This is a genomic window from uncultured Gemella sp., assembly GCF_963515875.1.
Lineage (GTDB): Bacteria > Bacillota > Bacilli > Staphylococcales > Gemellaceae > Gemella.
In genome coordinates, this window is the sequence record NZ_CAUPZX010000003.1 from 1 (window position 1) to 18,626 (window position 18,626).

Genomic DNA, 18,626 nt, shown 5'->3' on the forward strand with positions numbered 1-18,626 from the left:
CTAGATTTTTTCTGAATACTCATTTCTTCTGGTGTATTAGTATTTTCATTATTTGGTTTAGTCTCTTCTGTACTTGGCTGCTCAATACTTCCTGAATACTCTCTAGTTGGCTCTACTTTCTCTGGTTCTACTATCGCTCCAGCTTGTACTCCTCTATACTCCTCTGGGACTTCTACTTTCTCTGGTTCTACTATCGCTCCAGCTTGTACTCCTCTATACTCCTCTGGGAGTTCTACTTTCTCCGGCTCTACTATCGCTCCAGCTTGTACTCCTGTATATTCTCTTGGCAATTCCACTTTCTCTGGTTCTTCTATTGCTCCGGCTTGCACTCCTGTATATTCTCTTGGTGCTTCCACTTTCTCTGGTTCTACTACCGCTCCAGCTTGCACTCCTGTATATTCTCTTGGTGCTTCCACTTTCTCTGGTTCTTCTATTGCTCCAGCTTGCACTCCTGTATATTCTCTTGGTGCTTCCACTTTCTCTGGTTCTGCTATTGCTCCAGCTTGTACCCCTGTATATTCCTTTGGTGATTCTACTTTTTCTGGTTCTACTAAAGCTCCAGAAGTAACAATACCATATTCAGGTTCTATTTTTTCTGGCTCTACTATTGCTCCAGCTTGCACTCCTGTATATTCTCTTGGGGGTTCCACTTTCTCAGGTTCTACTAATGCTCCAGCCTGTACTCCTGTATATTCAGGTTTCTCCATTTTTGCCGCTTCTACTATTGCCCCGGCTTGCACTCCTGTATATTCGGGTTTCTCCTCCACTGCTGCTTTTACCAACTTAGCTCCAGTTGATTTAGGGTTATTGTTTACTTTTTTAGTACCCCTTTCAACTATTTCAGAAATAGGTTCTACTGTTTTAGATGATAGAATTTCTTTTGAAACTTCTTTCCCTTCAACAACAAATACTCTATATACATCAATCTTTTTCCCTAATCTTCCTTGTTGTTTTATTCTTGTAGTTCCTTCTGTTAATTCTGAATTATTTTCAATAACTCGATTATATGCTAAACTCGTTTCTACAGTTTTATCTTCATATAATAATTCAGGCTTAGTCAATTTTCCAGACATAACTTCATCTTCAGGATTAACAGTATTAACACCTTTAGGTTTAACCTGAACATCATTATTTTTTTTAACATTATCTAACTGCTTATCATTTTTAATATATTCTTCATTTTTCTTTTCTAAATCATTAAAATTTTTTAAAGAATCCAATTTTTTATCATTATTAACAATCTGCTGTTTATTTTGTTGTTTTTCTACTTTACTTATGCTATCTGCTTTTTCAGTTAAATTATTCTCTAATTCATTTTTTATAAATCCAACAAAATTATATCCTGGGATTGAAGAAATATTAGGAAGTTTATCTCCAACTTTCAAATTATAATCCATATTATATACAGATAATTCAAGATTTTCCATAGCACGAGCAGGTAATTCTATAGAAGTTACACCCATACTTGTCACTAATAATATTGAAAGTATCTTACTTTTTTTATTTCGACCCTTTGCGACTACCACTACAATAAGCCCCAAAAGTCCACCTAATAACATACTACCAACACCATAATTTAAACCAGTATTAGGTAATTTATTTAATTGTGCTGTTTTTTCTGGCTTAAATACTAAATAATATGTTTCTTCTGTACTACTAACCACATTAGGTACTTCTTTTTTTATTAATTCTTTTTCTTTGTCAGTTAAATTATTTTCACCAACATACTTGTAGTGAACTACTGCATTATCAGCGGCCTTTATTATATTACTGTCCACATTTACAGCAGGTAGCATGAAAAATGAACCTATTGTCATCGAACAAACACCAATAGTTAATTTTCTCAATGAAAATTTGTTATGTTTTTCCCCTAAAAATTTTCTCACCTTTTTTCGCCTTCTTTCATAAAAATACTTTCATAATCTTTTTCTTTTCAACATTGATATTCAATACATTAATTGTAACCTTTTTTAACTCGAAATTCAAGAAATATATACATTAACACTAACTAACAATACAATTACAGATTCACAATATCTCTAACATTAAAATAATAAAAGTTAACACCTTAATTTTACGTTAACCTTTATTGTATATAATTATATTTTTATAAAAATATAACGGAAGTGGCTCAAACATCGATATCTCAGAGAAATCGTTTTTTGAGTCACCTCCACTATTATTTATTTTTTATTTATTTATCATACCCGCTTGAAGCTGATACATTTTGTAATAATTACCTTTTCTATTTAATAATTCTTCATGCGTACCTGATTCAATTATTTCACCTTTATCCAATACATAGATACAATTTGAATCTTGAATAGTAGAAAGTCTGTGTGCTATTGCTATAGTAGTTCTACCTTCTCTCATTTTTTTTAGTGAATTTTGAATTATATCTTCAGTTTCAGAATCTATATTAGCCGTCGCTTCATCGAGAATAAGAATTTTCGGTTTGCTAGCTATTGTTCTAGCAAATGTAAGAAGTTGTCTCTCCCCACAAGAAAATGTCGAACCTCTTTCTGTTACTATACTATCATATTTATCTTCAAGTTTATCAATAAAATTATGTGCATCGACAAACTTCGCTGCTTCAATAACATCTTCTCTTGTCAAGTTTTCATTATACATTTTAATATTAGATTCTATCGTACCATGATATAAAAACGGATCTTGTAAAACTAGACCTGTACTGCTTCTTAATTGACTAGCACTATAGTCTTTTATATCAACTCCATCTATAAGAATTTGACCTCTATCAAAATCATAAAATCTTAAGAAAAGATTCATTATTGATGATTTTCCAGAACCAGTAGCACCGACAAACGCTATACTTTCACCATTTTTTACACTAAATGAAATATTCTTAAGAACATCACGTTTGCCATCATATGAAAAACTAACATTTTTAAACTCAATATCACCATTCGAAATAACAAAATCTTGATCTTTTTGCTCTGGCTCATATTCATCATTATCTATTAATGTAAACACTCGACCCGCAGAAATTATAGATGTTTGAAGAATTGAGAAGTTTTGCATTAACTCTATTAACGGATTGAAAAGCTGATTCGTATATTGAATAAATGCATAAATTATCCCAGCTGTAAATCCAGCACTTTCAAAACTTAGTCCAAAGTACATAACTATAACTCCATACGCTAATACTTTAAATAGCGCCATTGCAGGTCGCAGTAATAAACTATCAACTTTTAATGATTTAGTATAATAACGAAGATGCTCATTATTAACCTCACCGAATTCATCTATTAATCGCTGTTCCTGATTGAATGCTTGAATAATTTTCATACCTTCGATTGATTCAGATAACTTCGTATTCATCTCACTAATTTTCGCTCGTGAAATCTCTACAAGTTTACTAGATAACTTCTGATACATATATACCGAACCAACCATAACAGGAATGAATAAAATCATATAAATTGTCAGTTGCCAACTCAGAGCAATCATCGCAGAAAGTGTCACGATAAACATAAGAATAGTATTTAGGAAACTAGAGAAAATCGTCCCGAACATATCCGCAACTGCTTGAGTATCATTAGTTAATCTTGATACAACAGATCCTACAGGAGTTTTATCGAAATATGACATTCCTAATTTTTGCAAATTAATAAAGCTATCATTTCTCAAATCTCTAACTATACTATGAGCTACTCTTGCAAAGTAAAACTCTCCTAAAAATGTAAATACAACTCTCAGTATAAATAATCCAAAATAAATTATTAATATATATAAACCTGCTTTAGCTATATTTTTTGTAATAAAATTATCAATATAATATTGAGCTAATAGAGGAATCGCTGTCGCTACAATAGAAGTCAATAATATAAATATTAATGCTAATATCGATAAACCTTTATATCTAAACATATAGCGCATTAATCTAAAAAACGTCTTACTTTTCAACATCAACACTTCCCCCTTTCAAGCTTTCTTCCATTTGTTGGTTTTCATAAGTTTCCTTGTACCAACCATTATTAGCAATAAGTTCATCATGCGTACCTTTTTCAATAATCGTATCATCACCTAAAACAATTATTAAATCAGCTTCTACAACAGCAGAAAGTCTATGAGCTGTGATTATGTTAGTTTGGCCACTACGTTGCTCTTTTAAATTCTCTAAAATAATATGTTCTGTCTTAGCATCAACTGCAGATAATGAATCATCAAGAATTAAAATCTCTGGATCAATTATTAAAGCACGACTCATTGCTAGGCGTTGTTTTTGACCACCAGAAAGACTAACTCCTTTTTCTCCTACAATCGTATCGAATTTATCTGACATAGCCATAATATCATCGTACAGCCCACAGATTTTCGTAATTTCTTCTACCTTCTTATCATCGATAAATGGATTAGCAAAACGAATATTTTCTTTAATCGACATAGCGAATAGTACTTGATCTTGAGGAACATATCCTACAAGTTTTCTTAAATCACTCAAACTATATTCAGCAATATTTCTGTTATTAAGCATGATATTACCAGAATTAATGTTAAATTCCCTAAGCAACAATCTTAATAATGTAGTTTTACCTGCACCAGTAACACCTACAATACCAAGTGTTTGTCCTTTTTCAATAGCGAACTTAATATCTCTTAACACCGTCTTACCTTCTTCAAACTCGAAGTTTTCTATATTATATTCTAGTTTTCCATTTTCAGCTTTAACTTTACTGTCTAGGTTAGTATCTACTTCATTAACCTCAGCTAATAAACTCTCAATACGCTTATAAGATACTTCTCCACGTTGCGATATATTATATAACCAACCAATCGCCTGAAGTGGCCATACTAGCATATCTAAATACGTTACAAAAGTAACCAATTCACCAACTGATAAATCACCATTAGATATGAAAATCCCACCAAAAACAAGAGTCAGTGTATAAGATATTCCAACAAATATCAACACCATCGGGTCAAATAATGAATTATACTTGGCTGCAATAACATTCTTTTCAAATACTCTATTATTAACTTCTCTAAAATTTTTAATTTCATCATTACCATAACCAAATGATTTAGTAACCTTTATCCCAGAGGCGCTCTCTTGAACCTTATTATTTAAATCTGAAAAAGATTCTTGAGCCTCTTCAAAACTTTCATAGTTTTTATCTCCAATATAATTAGTAGCATAAGCTAAAAATGGCAATGGAATAATGGCTATTAGAGTTAACTTAAAATCAATTAAAAATATCATTGTAAACAATGTTACTAATGCTGTAATACTTGCATCAACCGCAGACATTACCCCTACACCAGCAACCATAGCAATCGAATTTATATCATTTGTCGCATGTGCCATTAAATCACCAGTACGATATTTTTGGAAAAATGATGGAGACATCTTAGTAAAATGTTCAAATAGTCTTGACCTTAAAATTCTTCCTAGGTTATATGCTGCACCAAAAATATAAACACGCCAAACATAACGAAGTGCGTACATTGCAAGTGCTGCTAATACAAGATAGCTAACATTTAAAAACAACTGAGCATTTGTTAAATTTCCAGCTTCGATTTTATCGATAACAGTTCCGATAACTTTTGGTGGAATCAAGTTAAAAATACTTACTAAGATAAGAGCAATTATCCCAATAGAATAACGTCTTTTTTCTAACTTCATAAACCAACCCAGTTTTCTAAATAAATACATCTACACATCACCTTCTCTTTCTTCTAATTTTGAGAAAACTTCTCCAATCTTACCATTAATAACCAGATTAGCCATATTGTCCTGAGATGTTGAAGTTTTATTAATTACTACTAGATGTTTCCCTCTAAAATAGTGTAAAAGATTTGCTGCAGGATACACACTTAAAGAAGTACCGCCTATAATTAATACATCAGCCTTTTCAATAAAATTAATCGCAGCATTAAATACCGTCATATCCAATTCTTCTTCATACAAAGTAACGTACGGTTTAATTACTCCACCACATTTATCACAGCTTGGTATTTCTTCATTTTTAGCCAAAAAATCTTCTAAATTATAAAACGACTTGCATTTCGTACAATAATTCGCATCAACACTCCCATGTAGTTTCAAAACATTTTTACTTCCTGCTTGTTCATGAAGTGTATCTATATTTTGTGTTATTACTGCTCTTAATTTTCCTTGTTCTTCTAATTTTGCTAAATAAAAGTGTGCTCTATTAGGTCTAGCTTCCGGGTACACTAAGTGTTTTTTATAAAAATCAAAGAAATCTACAGGATACTTCACAAACATTGTTCTAGAAACGAGTTGCTCAGGTGTAAAATGACGATTTAATTGCACATTAAATACACCGTTAGCACTTCTAAAATCAGGTATATTCGATTCAGTAGAAACACCAGCACCACCAAAAAAGACAATATTGTCATTAGACTTTATTATCTCTCTTAGATTTTCTATATACTTCATAATACTACCTCCTAAAATATATATTATAAGCCATTAAAAGAAGGAAACCTATTTTCAAGTCTCCTTCTTTTCCTAACTATTAATTAGTCTCTTTATCTTTTTGAGCTTTCAACTCTTTAATACGTTGTTTACGTTCTTCTATACGAGCTTTTTTCTCTTCACGAGTTGCACTCTTAATTGGACCACGAGCAATATGTTCTTTATGATCATTAGTAATAAGGTTCGTTGGTTCTTGTTTCATCTCAATTTCTTCATGACGTTCTACTCTAATACGCATTAGATTAGTAACAACCTCTACTTGAATATCATCAATCATGTATTCAAACATTTCATGTCCTTCTGTTTTGTACTCACGAAGTGGATCAATTTGTCCATATGAACGTAGGAAAATCCCTTTTCTAAGTTGATCCATTTGGTCGATATGATCAGTCCATCTGTCATCGATAGCATTAAGTAAGATATATTTTTCGAATGAATTCATAGTTTCATCACCTAGTAATTCACGTTTCTCAGCAAGTTCTAGGTTAATTCTGTGAATTACAAGCTCACGAATTTCATCATCACTCATTACATCAGCATACTCACTATCAGTAATAGGTTTTAGACCTAAGAATTTTTCATTAAGTGATTTAATAATTTCTTCTGTTTCTTCTTTTTCACTATGAACTTCAAGGTTTTCAGTAATGTAAGCAATAGTTTTATCTACTGCATCTCCAATCATTTCTTGAATAATTTCAGTAACTACTTCATTTTCTAGTACTTCATTTCTTTCCGCATACATAATTTCACGTTGTTTACGTAATACGTCATCATATTGAAGTACTTGTTTACGAGAATCATAGTTGTTACCTTCAACACGTTTTTGAGCACTTTCAACAGATCTACTTACCATTCTACTTTCAAGCGGTGTATCATCATCTTTCCCCATGATTTTTTGTAATCTATCAGCTCCAAAACGAACCATAAGCTCATCTTCAAGAGAAAGATAGAATCTACTGTAACCTGGGTCTCCTTGACGTCCAGAACGACCACGTAGCTGATTATCAATACGACGTGATTCGTGACGCTCTGTACCAATAACAGCAAGTCCACCTAATTCACGAACACCTTCTCCAAGTTTAATATCCGTACCACGACCAGCCATGTTAGTCGCGATAGTTATTGAACCGCGTTGTCCTGCTTGTTTGATAATTTCTGCTTCACTTTCATTTTGCTTAGCATTAAGAACTTTATGAGGTACTCCATATCTATATAATAGTTTAGATACTAATTCACTCGTTTCGATAGAAACAGTACCTAAAAGAACTGGTTGTCCTCTATCATAACATTCTTTAACTTCTTGTGCTACGGCATTAAATTTAGCTTCCATGTTTGAATAAATAAAGTCTGGAGCGTCAATCCTTTGGATAGGTCTGTTTGTAGGAATTGTCGTAACAAACATGTTATAAATGTTTCTAAATTCTTCTTCCTCTGTTTTACCAGTCCCCGTCATACCACTAAGTTTTTTATACATTCTAAAGAAGTTTTGGAATGTAATAGTTGCCATTGTTTTACTTTCTTTTTGAATTGGCACACCTTCTTTAGCCTCTATAGCTTGGTGTAATCCTTCAGAAAAACGACGTCCAGGCATAGTACGTCCTGTAAATTGGTCAACGATTAAAATCTCTCCATCTTCAGCAACAACATAGTCTACATCTAATGACATAGTATAGTTTGCTTTTAATGCTTGGTTAATATGGTGAGTTAAATCAACATTTTTTAATTCATATAGATTTTTTAATCCGAAGTAACTTTCGGCTTTATCGATACCATTTTCAGAAAGTTGGATAGCTTTAGTTTTAATATCTAAAGTATAATCTCCATCACTTCCATCTTCTTCCTCTGCTTTTTTCAAAGTTTTAACAAATGCATTTGCAACTTGGTATAGTGAAGTTGATTCTTGTCCTTCACCTGAGATAATAAGCGGTGTACGTGCTTCATCGATAAGAACTGAGTCAACCTCATCGATAACAGCATAGTTTAATGGACGTTGAACACGAGCTTCAACCGTTTTTACCATGTTATCTCTTAAATAGTCAAATCCCAACTCATTGTTTGTTGAGTATGTAATATCAGCGTTATAAGCCGCTCTTTTCTCTTCTGAGTTTAGAGAGTTTAAGTTAAGTCCTACTGAAAGTCCCATATAATTGTAGAAAACTCCCATTTCTTGAGCGTCACGTTGAGATAAGTATTCGTTAACTGTAACAACGTGCACACCTTCTCCTGCTAATGCATTTAAATAAACAGGCATTGTCGCAGTAAGTGTTTTACCTTCCCCAGTTCTCATCTCTGCGATATCTCCACGGTGTAGTGCGATACCACCCATAATTTGAACTTTATAAGGTTTCATACCTAATGAACGGAATGCTCCTTCACGAGCTGCAGCAAAAGCATCTACTAAAATTTTATCTAGTATATCAGCTGTTGATTTTCCTTTTTCTCTTTGTTCTTCAATATAAGCTTTAAATTCTTCAGTTTTATCTTGTAATTGTTCATCGCTAAGATTTGAATACTCTTCATCTTTAGCTAATACTTTTTCCGCTAATTTCGCTAAGTTTTTTACTTCTCTTTTGTTAGCATCAAATATTTTTCCTAAAATAGCCATTAACATTTTCCTTCCGACATATTTTCTTATTAATGATTTTATAATCTTATTATAATTCATCATTTAATTATAACATTCATTTTCTATTAAAGCAACCACATTACAACGATTTTAAGTTGATATTAAGTAGGCATCATATCTGACTAAGAAAGCTAAATGAATTTATATATTTTTTGATTTTATCATCAAAATAACCTCTAAATTATTTTCACTTTAACAATTTTAAAATCTATTACACTTCCGAAACTCAATATTGTGACTGTTATTTTTATTTAAAATTAATTATTCTCTTTATTTTCAATATAACATTCAATTAAACCATTTAAATCTTCAATGTTCCTCTTTATTTCTTCGGTTGTATATTTCTCCAATAATTCTGCACTTGCATGAGATAGTGGATTAGCATTCCTTATATTATGAGCTTTTTCTAACACATCTTTAGAACAATCTATACAATTATAAAATTTACAAAGTTCTTGTTCCTTATAAAACTTTCTGAAATTTGGATTTTTTAGTTTTTCAGAAGAATATTTAAATTCTAGATGTGCTGTGACTCTATCAAAATAATTTTTAAAAAAATTGAATTCTGATAATGTATTATTTTTTTCTTTTTCTGCTTTATACATTAAATATAAAAAATAAGTTTTCTTTTTTTCTTTTCCTGTTATTATTGGAATTAATTTATTAATAACTTTATTTAATTTATTTTCAAATATTTTCATGAAACTATTTTTACAAAAATAATCATAGAAGTTCTTTAAATCACTCTCATTCTCCCCTAAAATATTTATTAAATCAGAATGTTCAAAACCACGTTGTATCAAATAATGTACAGCTATTGATGTATCGTAAGTATTCCAGTGATTATTTCTGCTACGTTTAAAAAGTGAATTCAAAAGACTTCTTATAGCTCTCCCATTTTTTGTTTTTAAAACTAAAGTTGTAAGTCTTTTAGGATCAAGAGAGATGAAAGAAATATCTTTCTCTATAAGTTGGCAAATAGAATCAGATAATTTTTTATTTTTACCAATAATATCACTACCATAAATGAAATAATTGAAGATTTCAATGGGTGTATACTCAATATTTTCATCATAAAAATACTCGTTTATTAATTCACTATATTCTTCAATAGTAATATAGTCATTATCTAAAATACTAGCTAATTTAGTAATAAACTGATAAAATGACTCATCGGGAAAATTTTTAAAACTATTATCTTTTATATCTATATTTTCTGAATATAATGACTTCTTTAATTCATTTTCTATATTTTCAATTTTAGTAAAAGTAAACTTTTTATTATTTAATGCTAATCCATATTTTTTTAAAATTGACGAATATTGATTTCTTAATTCGTTACAAAAGTCCTTAGTATTTTTATTAATTTTATTTGAATTAAATAAAATATATAAGTCATCTACATAACGAATCATTTTAAAACTATCTTCATTTTTATTTTTACTTATATAGTCATAAATATAGTTATCTATCTCATCTAGATATACATTAGTTGCTAAAAACGAAGTAGCAACGCTATTTTCTATTGTTGGAAATTTTCCAAATCCAGCATACTCTAAGATATCTTTTAATACTTTCAATTCAGAAGAGTTGATAGTAATTTTATTGCCTTTCTTATTACAATTTTTATCAATTTTCTCCACTAAAATATTTACGTTTATGTTCGAAAAAAAATTAGATAAATCAGTTTTTAAATAATAGTCAAAATCGTTTTTCTTAGAATTAATACTATTGTAAAATTCATCATAACTCTTTTTATACATTACGTCCAATTCATTATAATTACCTGCATAATATACTTCTATATTTTCATTTCTTTCTTGTTCATATAAATTATAAATCTTATATCCTAGTGTCTGTAAAACTAAAAATAGAATTGGAGAAACTAATGAAGAATCTCTAAAACTACCATCACCTTTTTGTAAAAAGTTATTTGTTCTAAAGAAACATTCTTCAACTATTGCAAAAGTTAAATCTTTAATATAATTATTAAAAAAACTCTCACTTTTTAAATGTTCCTCTTCTATTTTTGAAATCTTAGTTAATGGAAAAAATTGTAAATATGCTTTTTTTGTATTTTCATTTAATTTAAAGTAAGCACTACATACATTTTCCCATGCCTCATATTCAATATTAAACATTTTTTGTATACCTCAATTTTTTAAAAAAGAGCATTAACTATAATAATATTATAGAAAATACTCTTCTCTTTATTCTATTATTTATTTAAGATGCTAGCACAACGTGGACATAATCCTTCTTCGTTCACTTCATCAACGATGTTCCAACAACGTTCACAACGGTGTCCTTCTGCTTTAGTTACTTTTACAGTAGCAAGATCATAAGTTACACCATCATTTTCTTTAACAGCTACTTTACTTACGATGAAGAATTGGTTTAGATTTGCTACAGAGTTTAATAACTCAACAACTTCTGCATCGTTACTGTATACTTCAACAGCTGCTTCAAGAGATTTACCGATAACTTTTTCATTACGGCTTTCTTCTAATGCTTTGTTTACATCATCACGAACTTCTAAAAGTTTATCCCATTTAGCTTCTAATGCTGCATCATCGATTAAGTTCTTAACTGGGAAGTCAGTTAAGTGAACTGATTCAGCATCTTCATATGGCATATTATCATAAACTTCTTCAGCAGTGAATGAAAGAATAGGTGCAAATAATCTAACAGATTTACTTAATACTGTGTAAAGAACTGTTAACATACTTTGACGTTTGTGAGAATCTTCACCTTCGATGTAAAGAATATCTTTACCGTAGTCAAGGTAGAATGAAGATAATTCTACGTTAAAGAAGTTAATTAATTCAGTAGTAATACTGTTGAATTGATAGTTTTCATAGTAATCTAATACTTTCGCAACAACTTTTTCAAACTTAAGAACCATGTATTTATCTAATTCTTCAAGGTCCTCATATGCAAGAAGATCTGTTTGGTTATTAAAGCTTCCGTTATATAAGTTTCCTAGTAAGAAACGGAAAGTATTTCTGATTTTTCTATATGTTTCAGAAACTTGTTTTAAGATATCTTTAGAGATACGTACGTCTTGAGTATAGTCAACACTTGCAGACCATAGACGGATAATCTCAGCACCTAGTTCTTTACCAACATCGTTAGGTGAAATAACGTTACCTAATGATTTACTCATCTTGTTACCATTACCATCCATAACGAATCCAGCAGATACTAACTCTTTATATGGAGCTACTCCCGATACTGCAACAGAAGTGATAAGTGAAGAGTTGAACCATCCACGGTATTGGTCACTTCCTTCTAGGTATAAGTCAGCTGGGTAAGTTAACTCTTTACGAATTGCACAACATCCTTGGTGAGATGTTCCAGAGTCGAACCATACGTCCATGATATCCATTTCTTTAGTGAATTCACCATTAGGACTTCCTGGGTGAGTATATCCTTCTGGTAATAATTCTTTAGCTTCTTTATAGAACCAAACTGTTGATCCTTCTTCTTCGAAGATTTTCGCTACGTGTTCGATTAAGTCGATATCAAGGATAGCTTCACCATTTTCAGCATAGAATACAGGAATTGGCACACCCCAAACACGTTGACGACTGATTACCCAGTCACCACGGTCACGAATCATGTTATATAATCTTGGTTTACCCCATTCACTGTAGAATTTAGTGTTATCCACAGCTTCTAATAATTCTGTACGGAATGCATCTACAGAACAGAACCATTGAGGCGTAGCTCTGAAGATAATTGGTTTTTTACTTCTCCAGTCATGTGGATATGAGTGAGTAATATCTTCTTGTTTTAATAATGCTCCAGTTTCAGCTAAGTGAGCGATAATGTCTTTGTTCGCATCAAATACGAATTTACCAGCGAATTGCCCCGCTTCTTCTGTAAGAACACCTTGGTTATCAACTGGTGATAATACTCCAAGTTTATATTGTAATTGACCAACAAGATAGTCATCAACCCCGTGTCCAGGTGCTGTATGAACTAGCCCAGTCCCTGAATCAAGTGTTACATAATCTGCTAAGATTAATGTAGATGTTCTATCTAAGAATGGGTGTTGACATAGTAAGTATTCTAAATCTTTTCCTACTAATACTTCACCAGTTTCGTAGTTTTCCCAACCAAATTTTTCAGTTAAGAATGCAACTCTTTCTTTAGCTACTAAGTAATTTTCTCCATTGTACTTAACTACTTGGTATTCAAAATCAGGATGAACAGCGATACCTAAGTTCGCAGGTAATGTCCAAGGAGTAGTTGTCCAGATAACAAACTTAGTTCCTTTTTCTACTACACCATTTTCACTAACTAAGTCAAATGCAACATAGATAGATGGTGAAGTGTGATCATGATACTCGATTTCAGCTTCCGCTAATGCAGATTCTGAAGATGGTGACCAGTAGATAGGTTTTAATCCTTTGTAGATATATCCTTTGTCTACCATTTTACCGAATACACGGATTTGTTCAGCTTCAAATTTTGGATCAAGTGTAACATATGGATTTTCCCAGTCACCAAGAACCCCAAGTTTTTTGAAGTCAGCACGTTGTTTATCAACTTGTTTTAAAGCATAATCTTTACATTTATTTCTAAATTTATTAGCTGGCATAGATTTTCTATCAACACCATTGTTTACTAATACTTGTTCGATTGGAAGACCATGAGTATCCCAACCAGGAACAAAAGGTGAAACAAAACCGTTCATGTTTTTATATTTAACGATAAAGTCTTTTAAAATTTTGTTTAATGCGTGCCCAATATGGATGTTACCATTCGCATATGGAGGTCCATCGTGAAGTACGTATGATGGTTTCCCAGCATTTTTTTCTAAAATTTTATTGTATAAATCCATTTCTTCCCAACGTTTTAGGAATTCAGGTTCTTTATTTGGAAGATTTCCACGCATTGGAAACTTTGTATTCGGCATTAATAATGTATCTTTTAATTCTACCATTTTTTCTCCTTTCAAAATAAAAAGCTCTTAGTAAAAGTTATAGAGGGCGAAATGTATCCACGGTACCACCTCTTTTAACTCTTACTAAGAGCGCTTGTTTGTTCTATTAAAATAATTACACAATAAAGTGATAACTTCCATGCTTCTATAAAACTTTCCACCAACCAGTTTCTCTCTAAAAACTCCACATAGATGTCTTGTCTTTATTTACGATAGATTTATTATATTACATAAATCATAAACTTTCAAGTATTTTATGTGAATTTAGATTAAAATTATCTGAAAACATAAGTGAAATATAAAAAAAGACTTTGAAAACAATGCAAATACTAAGGATTTACAAACTATCATAATTTCCTTAAATTCAACTGATTTCAAAATCTTGATTTATACTATGATCTACGATACGATTTTAACGCTTCTGATGTATATTCCAAAATTTGTTTTTGCGTTAGTGATGCTGTAACATTAATGTTCCCACCAGAAACATCAACTCCATCAACATTTACTGGTAAAGATAATGCTTTTATAGAAATTATATTTCCTTTAACTCCAACACCTGTTCCTGTCAATGCTTCTTTAAGATATTTTTCCAAAGCAAAATCAGGAATAGGCACTTTACCAATTTTAGCATCTTCTAGTACTAAATCTACACTATTATTTGCACCAACAACTCTAATATTAGCATTAATAATACTATCCCAAAGACCAAGCTTAACTGGAAGTTTCGCCTCAATATGATTACCTACAAGCTTATAACTTCCTTGAAGCAACTCTGAGTCCTTTTCCACCGAGTTCTTTAAAATCGATAAAAAAGTATCATTATCAAGTTTTAGAGAAGTCGATAATTTCGAATTTGAAAAAGAAACATTCGAAATAAAATTTTTATTTAAATCCGCCACACTAGTCGTTGCTTGAACATTAGCCAATCTCTCTGTGTTTTTTATAGTTTCACTTGGTGTTAATGCATAAGTTATGCCACCACCAAAAAGCGCTAATACTATCAATAATGATAGTAAGCTTCTTAGTACTTTCATTTTATATCTCCTTTTTTATAGCTTTTCTTATATTATTATACACTATACTCGCTAAAGTTTAAACAAAGTTAAATCTTTTCTATAGATTCAGTAAAAATGATACTATAATTAGTTACAAAACAAATCTTTTAATATACAACCCTTTCATTTTACGCTATAATAATTAATAATCTAAAAAGATTAAGTTTTAGTAAAGGAGATAGAACATATGAAAGAAAATATCACAATAAAAAATTTCACCATGAATGTACTTAATGGTATAGCGTTAGGAACTGTTCTTTGTCTAGTTCCAGGTGCATTACTAGGAGAACTATTAAAATATATAGGAAAACTTTACCCAGCACTTGCGTTTTTATCATTATCAATAACTATTTCTAATGCAATGATTGGACTAGCTTCAGGTATTATTATTGGATTATTATTTAAATTTACACCTGTTCAAAGTGTTTCTATTGGACTAGCTACATTATTCGCCGGTGGTTCAATCGTACCAACACCCGATAAAACAGGTTTAATGCTGAAAGGTTCAGGAGACATTGTAACGATGATATTCACAGCCGCTTTAGCAACAGCCTTTATTCTATTAATCGGAGATAAAGCTAAAAACTATGCGGTAATCATATTACCTCCATTAACACTCGTTATTATTGGAGGTATCGGTAGATATACACTACCATTCTTTTCAGGAGTAACTAAAATTCTAGGAGATGGAATTAAGCACCTACTTACACTTCAACCTATTATCCTAACAATACTTATAGCTGTGATTTTTGCTTGCCTAGTAGTTTCACCAGTTACATCAGTAGGAGTTGCTCTTGCTATTAATATCGATGGGATTGCTTCAGGAGCTGCAAATCTTGGAATCTGCGCTTGTGGATTTACCCTAGCAATTGCAGGATGGGCAGTAAACTCAAAAGGTGTTTGTTTCGCTCACTTTATTGGATCTCCAAAGATTTCAATGGCAAACATTTTTGCTAAACCAAAAATTATGCTTCCAGTTCTATGTAGCGCAGCTGTTTCGGGAGTATTCGCCGCAATACTAAACATTAAAGGTACATCGATGAGCGCAGGATTTGGATTCAGTGGTTTAGTTGGACCACTAGCACATCTTGCTACTACAGATGGTAGTGCTTTTGAACTACTAAAAGCTGCTCTAGTCTTCGCTTTAATACCTATAGTTTCAGGTTTCTTCTTCGTAAAACTATTTACAAAAATAATACCAATTATTAAACCAGAAGATTACAAACTTAACTTATAATATAATATACACAGATGTGACTCGACAAAATTTTTTTCTAAAATCACGATGTTCGAGTCACTTTTTTTATAATATGTAATTCATAAATACCTTGCATAAATTAGTCGCATAACTTATAATTATAAAGTATTAATTTTTAAGATTATAAAATATTATCGACATGTTAAAGGAGTAGCTATGCTAGATCTTATTCGAAATAAAAAATTCAATATTTATAAAACACTAAATATTGTTAATCCCCTAATACCTATCGCTACTGACGAAATGTTTTTACGCTCAGTCTCTGATAATAATGAATGCATATTACACATGTACACATTACCCAACTCTGCGATAATCGGAGCACCAGATACTCGTGTACCATTCTTTGATGAAGCTCTATTCGCATTTTATAGAAATAATATTATTCCAGCTGTTAGAAATATCGGAGGACTTGGAATAATATCAGACAAAGGAATATTAAACCTATCAATCATAATGAATAAACCGAAGGAAAACTTCTCAATCAATGAAGGATACGAGCTTATGACTGACTTTATAAAAGCTATTTTCCCTGAAGGTGCTAATAAAATAGATGCCATAGAAATTAGCAATTCATACTGTCCAGGTGATTATGATCTTAGTATTAATGGGAAAAAATTCGCAGGTATTGCTCAAAGAAAAATAAAAGACGCGGTGGTAGTATCTATTTATATTAGTGTCTTCGGTGATCAACAAAAACGTGCTAATATAATGAGAGAATTCTATGACATAGGAATTAAAGACCAACCTATAAACTACAAATATCCAAAAATCGATCCAAACTGCATGGAAACATTAGAAAAACTTCTACATAAGAACTTTACACTAGAAGATGTTTATGACAGAGTTGAAAAAGTACTATATTCACTAGATTGCGAACAAGTTGAAGGTGAATACACAGAAGAAATGATAGAAGAATACAACAGTATCTTCAAACAAGCAAAAGAAAGAAATGAGTACTTCTTAGAAGGAAGATAACTCAATAAAAAGAGTGAAAATAACTTTACAACGATTTTAAAATCTTGTTTTAAAGTATTCTCACTCTTATTTTTTCACTATAATATAGTTACTACCCCTTACTCTTTAAACTCTCTATCATAAATACACCAACATCGATAATGTGTAAATCGGTAATCTTTTCAAGTTCTTTTTTAATATAAGGAAAATGAGTACATCCAAGTACAACAGCTTCTACATTAGTCAATTCAAAATAATTGAATAACGTCTTGAAGTTAAAATCTTCAACTATTTGTTCAGGTTTATTCCCCTCTTCAATCGATTTAACAAGCTCCAACATAGATAAACCTAATACACGAAGACGCGGATTCGATACATATAAATTATTCTCAACACCTGTAAGACCGTGAGAGTTCGCCGCCATTACAGCAAGATACTTATACTCGAGACCTAAATTTCTATACATCTGCATAGGAGTAATAATAGAAATGTTCATTTTTTCTGCCAATCTATCAAAATCAACAACTGAACTAAGTGAGTTACAGTATACAAAAATCGCATCACAATCTTTTTCTTTTAGTTCTTCAATAATATTTATAATAATCTTTTCACATTCCTCATCTTCTAAAGCTTGAAACGTCGTTTGTTCTACTGGATTATTAGAAATCGGCACTAAAACTACTTCATCATAACCATATGAACCCAGTAGCTCCGCACCTAATTTCGAATCAATCGGTGTTCCAGCCATAACCGCTATTTTCATTAAAATTCCTCCTATAAACATATCTTGTCTGTCTATTTATTTTATCATTATACTACAAATTTCATTTATACAAAAGATACTAAATTTCCACACTTTAATCTTTTAAAATAATATAACCTTATACAAAAAAGACCTCAGGATTTCTCCTAAGATCTATAGTTATTTGGGAGTGACAAAAAAATCGTGATTTCTTAAGAATCAAGATTTTGTAAAGTTAACTCCGCACAGTTTATTAGATATATAAAAAGTTTTTATAAAACGACTTTAGATATCAATAAACCACTGCATCTATGAGTTATCATATACACTTATTAAAAATTTATGACTTTTGGGTCAACCACCATAGTAATCGAGAATAATTATCATATTGTATACTATAAGAGAAATCAACTAATTTTCAACTTACAATACTCTATAACCTTATACGCTAGAAGTAAACAGAAACTTTACAAAAATTCTCATAAACTAGAAGAAAACAATTGTTTCATTTTTGAACCTTGAATTCAAATAAAAATACGTAAGATTATAAAATTAAAATAATTAATTTTTC

General features: G+C 31.1%; 11 protein-coding genes. 2 read left to right on the forward strand and 9 right to left on the reverse strand.

The window, feature by feature from the left end:
• From RWL85_RS01075 to RWL85_RS01110, 8 genes are all read right to left on the reverse strand, one after another.
• Positions 1–1,886: G5 domain-containing protein (locus RWL85_RS01075; RefSeq protein ID WP_314083981.1), on the reverse strand; the 1,886-nt coding region annotated here is incomplete at its 3' end.
• 304 nt (positions 1,887–2,190) lie between these two features.
• A complete protein-coding gene (locus RWL85_RS01080; RefSeq protein ID WP_314083983.1) occupies positions 2,191–3,930 on the reverse strand; it encodes an ABC transporter ATP-binding protein in 1,740 nt (579 codons plus the stop codon).
• Positions 3,917–5,677 (reverse strand): ABC transporter transmembrane domain-containing protein, encoded by a 1,761-nt coding sequence (locus RWL85_RS01085; RefSeq protein WP_314083985.1) that lies wholly within the window; start codon positions 5,675–5,677, stop codon positions 3,917–3,919. Before RWL85_RS01085 ends, RWL85_RS01080 begins: the two co-directional genes overlap by 14 nt.
• Positions 5,678–6,424, reverse strand: a complete 747-nt coding sequence (locus RWL85_RS01090; protein ID WP_314083986.1) for an NAD-dependent protein deacylase — start codon at positions 6,422–6,424, stop codon at positions 5,678–5,680.
• Between the two features lie 79 nt (positions 6,425–6,503).
• Positions 6,504–9,068 carry a preprotein translocase subunit SecA gene (gene secA / locus RWL85_RS01095; RefSeq protein WP_314083987.1) on the reverse strand — a complete coding sequence of 855 codons (2,565 nt, stop codon included), beginning with the start codon at positions 9,066–9,068 and terminating at the stop codon, positions 6,504–6,506.
• Positions 9,069–9,346: 278 nt separating this feature from the next.
• The gene (locus tag RWL85_RS01100; RefSeq protein WP_314083989.1) at positions 9,347–11,230 is read right to left on the reverse strand and encodes an AbiA family abortive infection protein; all 1,884 of its coding nucleotides are present in this window, start codon (positions 11,228–11,230) and stop codon (positions 9,347–9,349) included.
• A 77-nt stretch (positions 11,231–11,307) separates the two neighbouring features.
• Positions 11,308–14,040 carry an isoleucine--tRNA ligase gene (ileS, locus tag RWL85_RS01105; protein WP_314083991.1) on the reverse strand — a complete coding sequence of 911 codons (2,733 nt, stop codon included), beginning with the start codon at positions 14,038–14,040 and terminating at the stop codon, positions 11,308–11,310.
• 392 nt (positions 14,041–14,432) lie between these two features.
• Positions 14,433–15,077, reverse strand: coding sequence for a hypothetical protein (locus RWL85_RS01110; protein WP_314083993.1), 645 nt, complete (start codon positions 15,075–15,077; stop codon positions 14,433–14,435).
• Positions 15,078–15,285: 208 nt separating this feature from the next.
• Here RWL85_RS01110 and RWL85_RS01115 point away from each other — a divergent pair, with 208 nt between their 5' ends.
• Complete coding sequence (locus tag RWL85_RS01115) at positions 15,286–16,335, forward strand: PTS sugar transporter subunit IIC (RefSeq protein WP_314083994.1); 1,050 nt, start codon at positions 15,286–15,288, stop codon at positions 16,333–16,335.
• Between the two features lie 177 nt (positions 16,336–16,512).
• The gene (locus RWL85_RS01120) at positions 16,513–17,334 is read left to right on the forward strand and encodes a lipoate--protein ligase family protein (RefSeq protein ID WP_314083996.1); all 822 of its coding nucleotides are present in this window, start codon (positions 16,513–16,515) and stop codon (positions 17,332–17,334) included.
• 91 nt (positions 17,335–17,425) lie between these two features.
• Here the strand turns inward: RWL85_RS01120 and RWL85_RS01125 are convergent, their stop codons facing one another.
• On the reverse strand, positions 17,426–18,076 hold the full coding sequence (locus tag RWL85_RS01125; protein ID WP_314083998.1) for a glutamate racemase: 651 nt from the start codon (positions 18,074–18,076) through the stop codon (positions 17,426–17,428).
• Between the last annotated feature and the right edge of the window lie 550 nt (positions 18,077–18,626).

What these genes read in the sequence shown, in the direction of transcription:
- RWL85_RS01080 (WP_314083983.1), bottom strand. Translation starts at nt 3,930, where the DNA reads ATGTTGAAAAGTAAGACGTTTTTTAGATTAATGCGCTATATGTTTAGA.
- RWL85_RS01085 (WP_314083985.1), bottom strand. Translation starts at nt 5,677, where the DNA reads ATGTATTTATTTAGAAAACTGGGTTGGTTTATGAAGTTAGAAAAAAGA.
- RWL85_RS01090 (WP_314083986.1), bottom strand. Translation starts at nt 6,424, where the DNA reads ATGAAGTATATAGAAAATCTAAGAGAGATAATAAAGTCTAATGACAAT.
- secA (WP_314083987.1), bottom strand. Translation starts at nt 9,068, where the DNA reads ATGGCTATTTTAGGAAAAATATTTGATGCTAACAAAAGAGAAGTAAAA.
- RWL85_RS01100 (WP_314083989.1), bottom strand. Translation starts at nt 11,230, where the DNA reads ATGTTTAATATTGAATATGAGGCATGGGAAAATGTATGTAGTGCTTAC.
- ileS (WP_314083991.1), bottom strand. Translation starts at nt 14,040, where the DNA reads ATGGTAGAATTAAAAGATACATTATTAATGCCGAATACAAAGTTTCCA.
- RWL85_RS01110 (WP_314083993.1), bottom strand. Translation starts at nt 15,077, where the DNA reads ATGAAAGTACTAAGAAGCTTACTATCATTATTGATAGTATTAGCGCTT.
- RWL85_RS01115 (WP_314083994.1), top strand. Translation starts at nt 15,286, where the DNA reads ATGAAAGAAAATATCACAATAAAAAATTTCACCATGAATGTACTTAAT.
- RWL85_RS01120 (WP_314083996.1), top strand. Translation starts at nt 16,513, where the DNA reads ATGCTAGATCTTATTCGAAATAAAAAATTCAATATTTATAAAACACTA.
- RWL85_RS01125 (WP_314083998.1), bottom strand. Translation starts at nt 18,076, where the DNA reads ATGAAAATAGCGGTTATGGCTGGAACACCGATTGATTCGAAATTAGGT.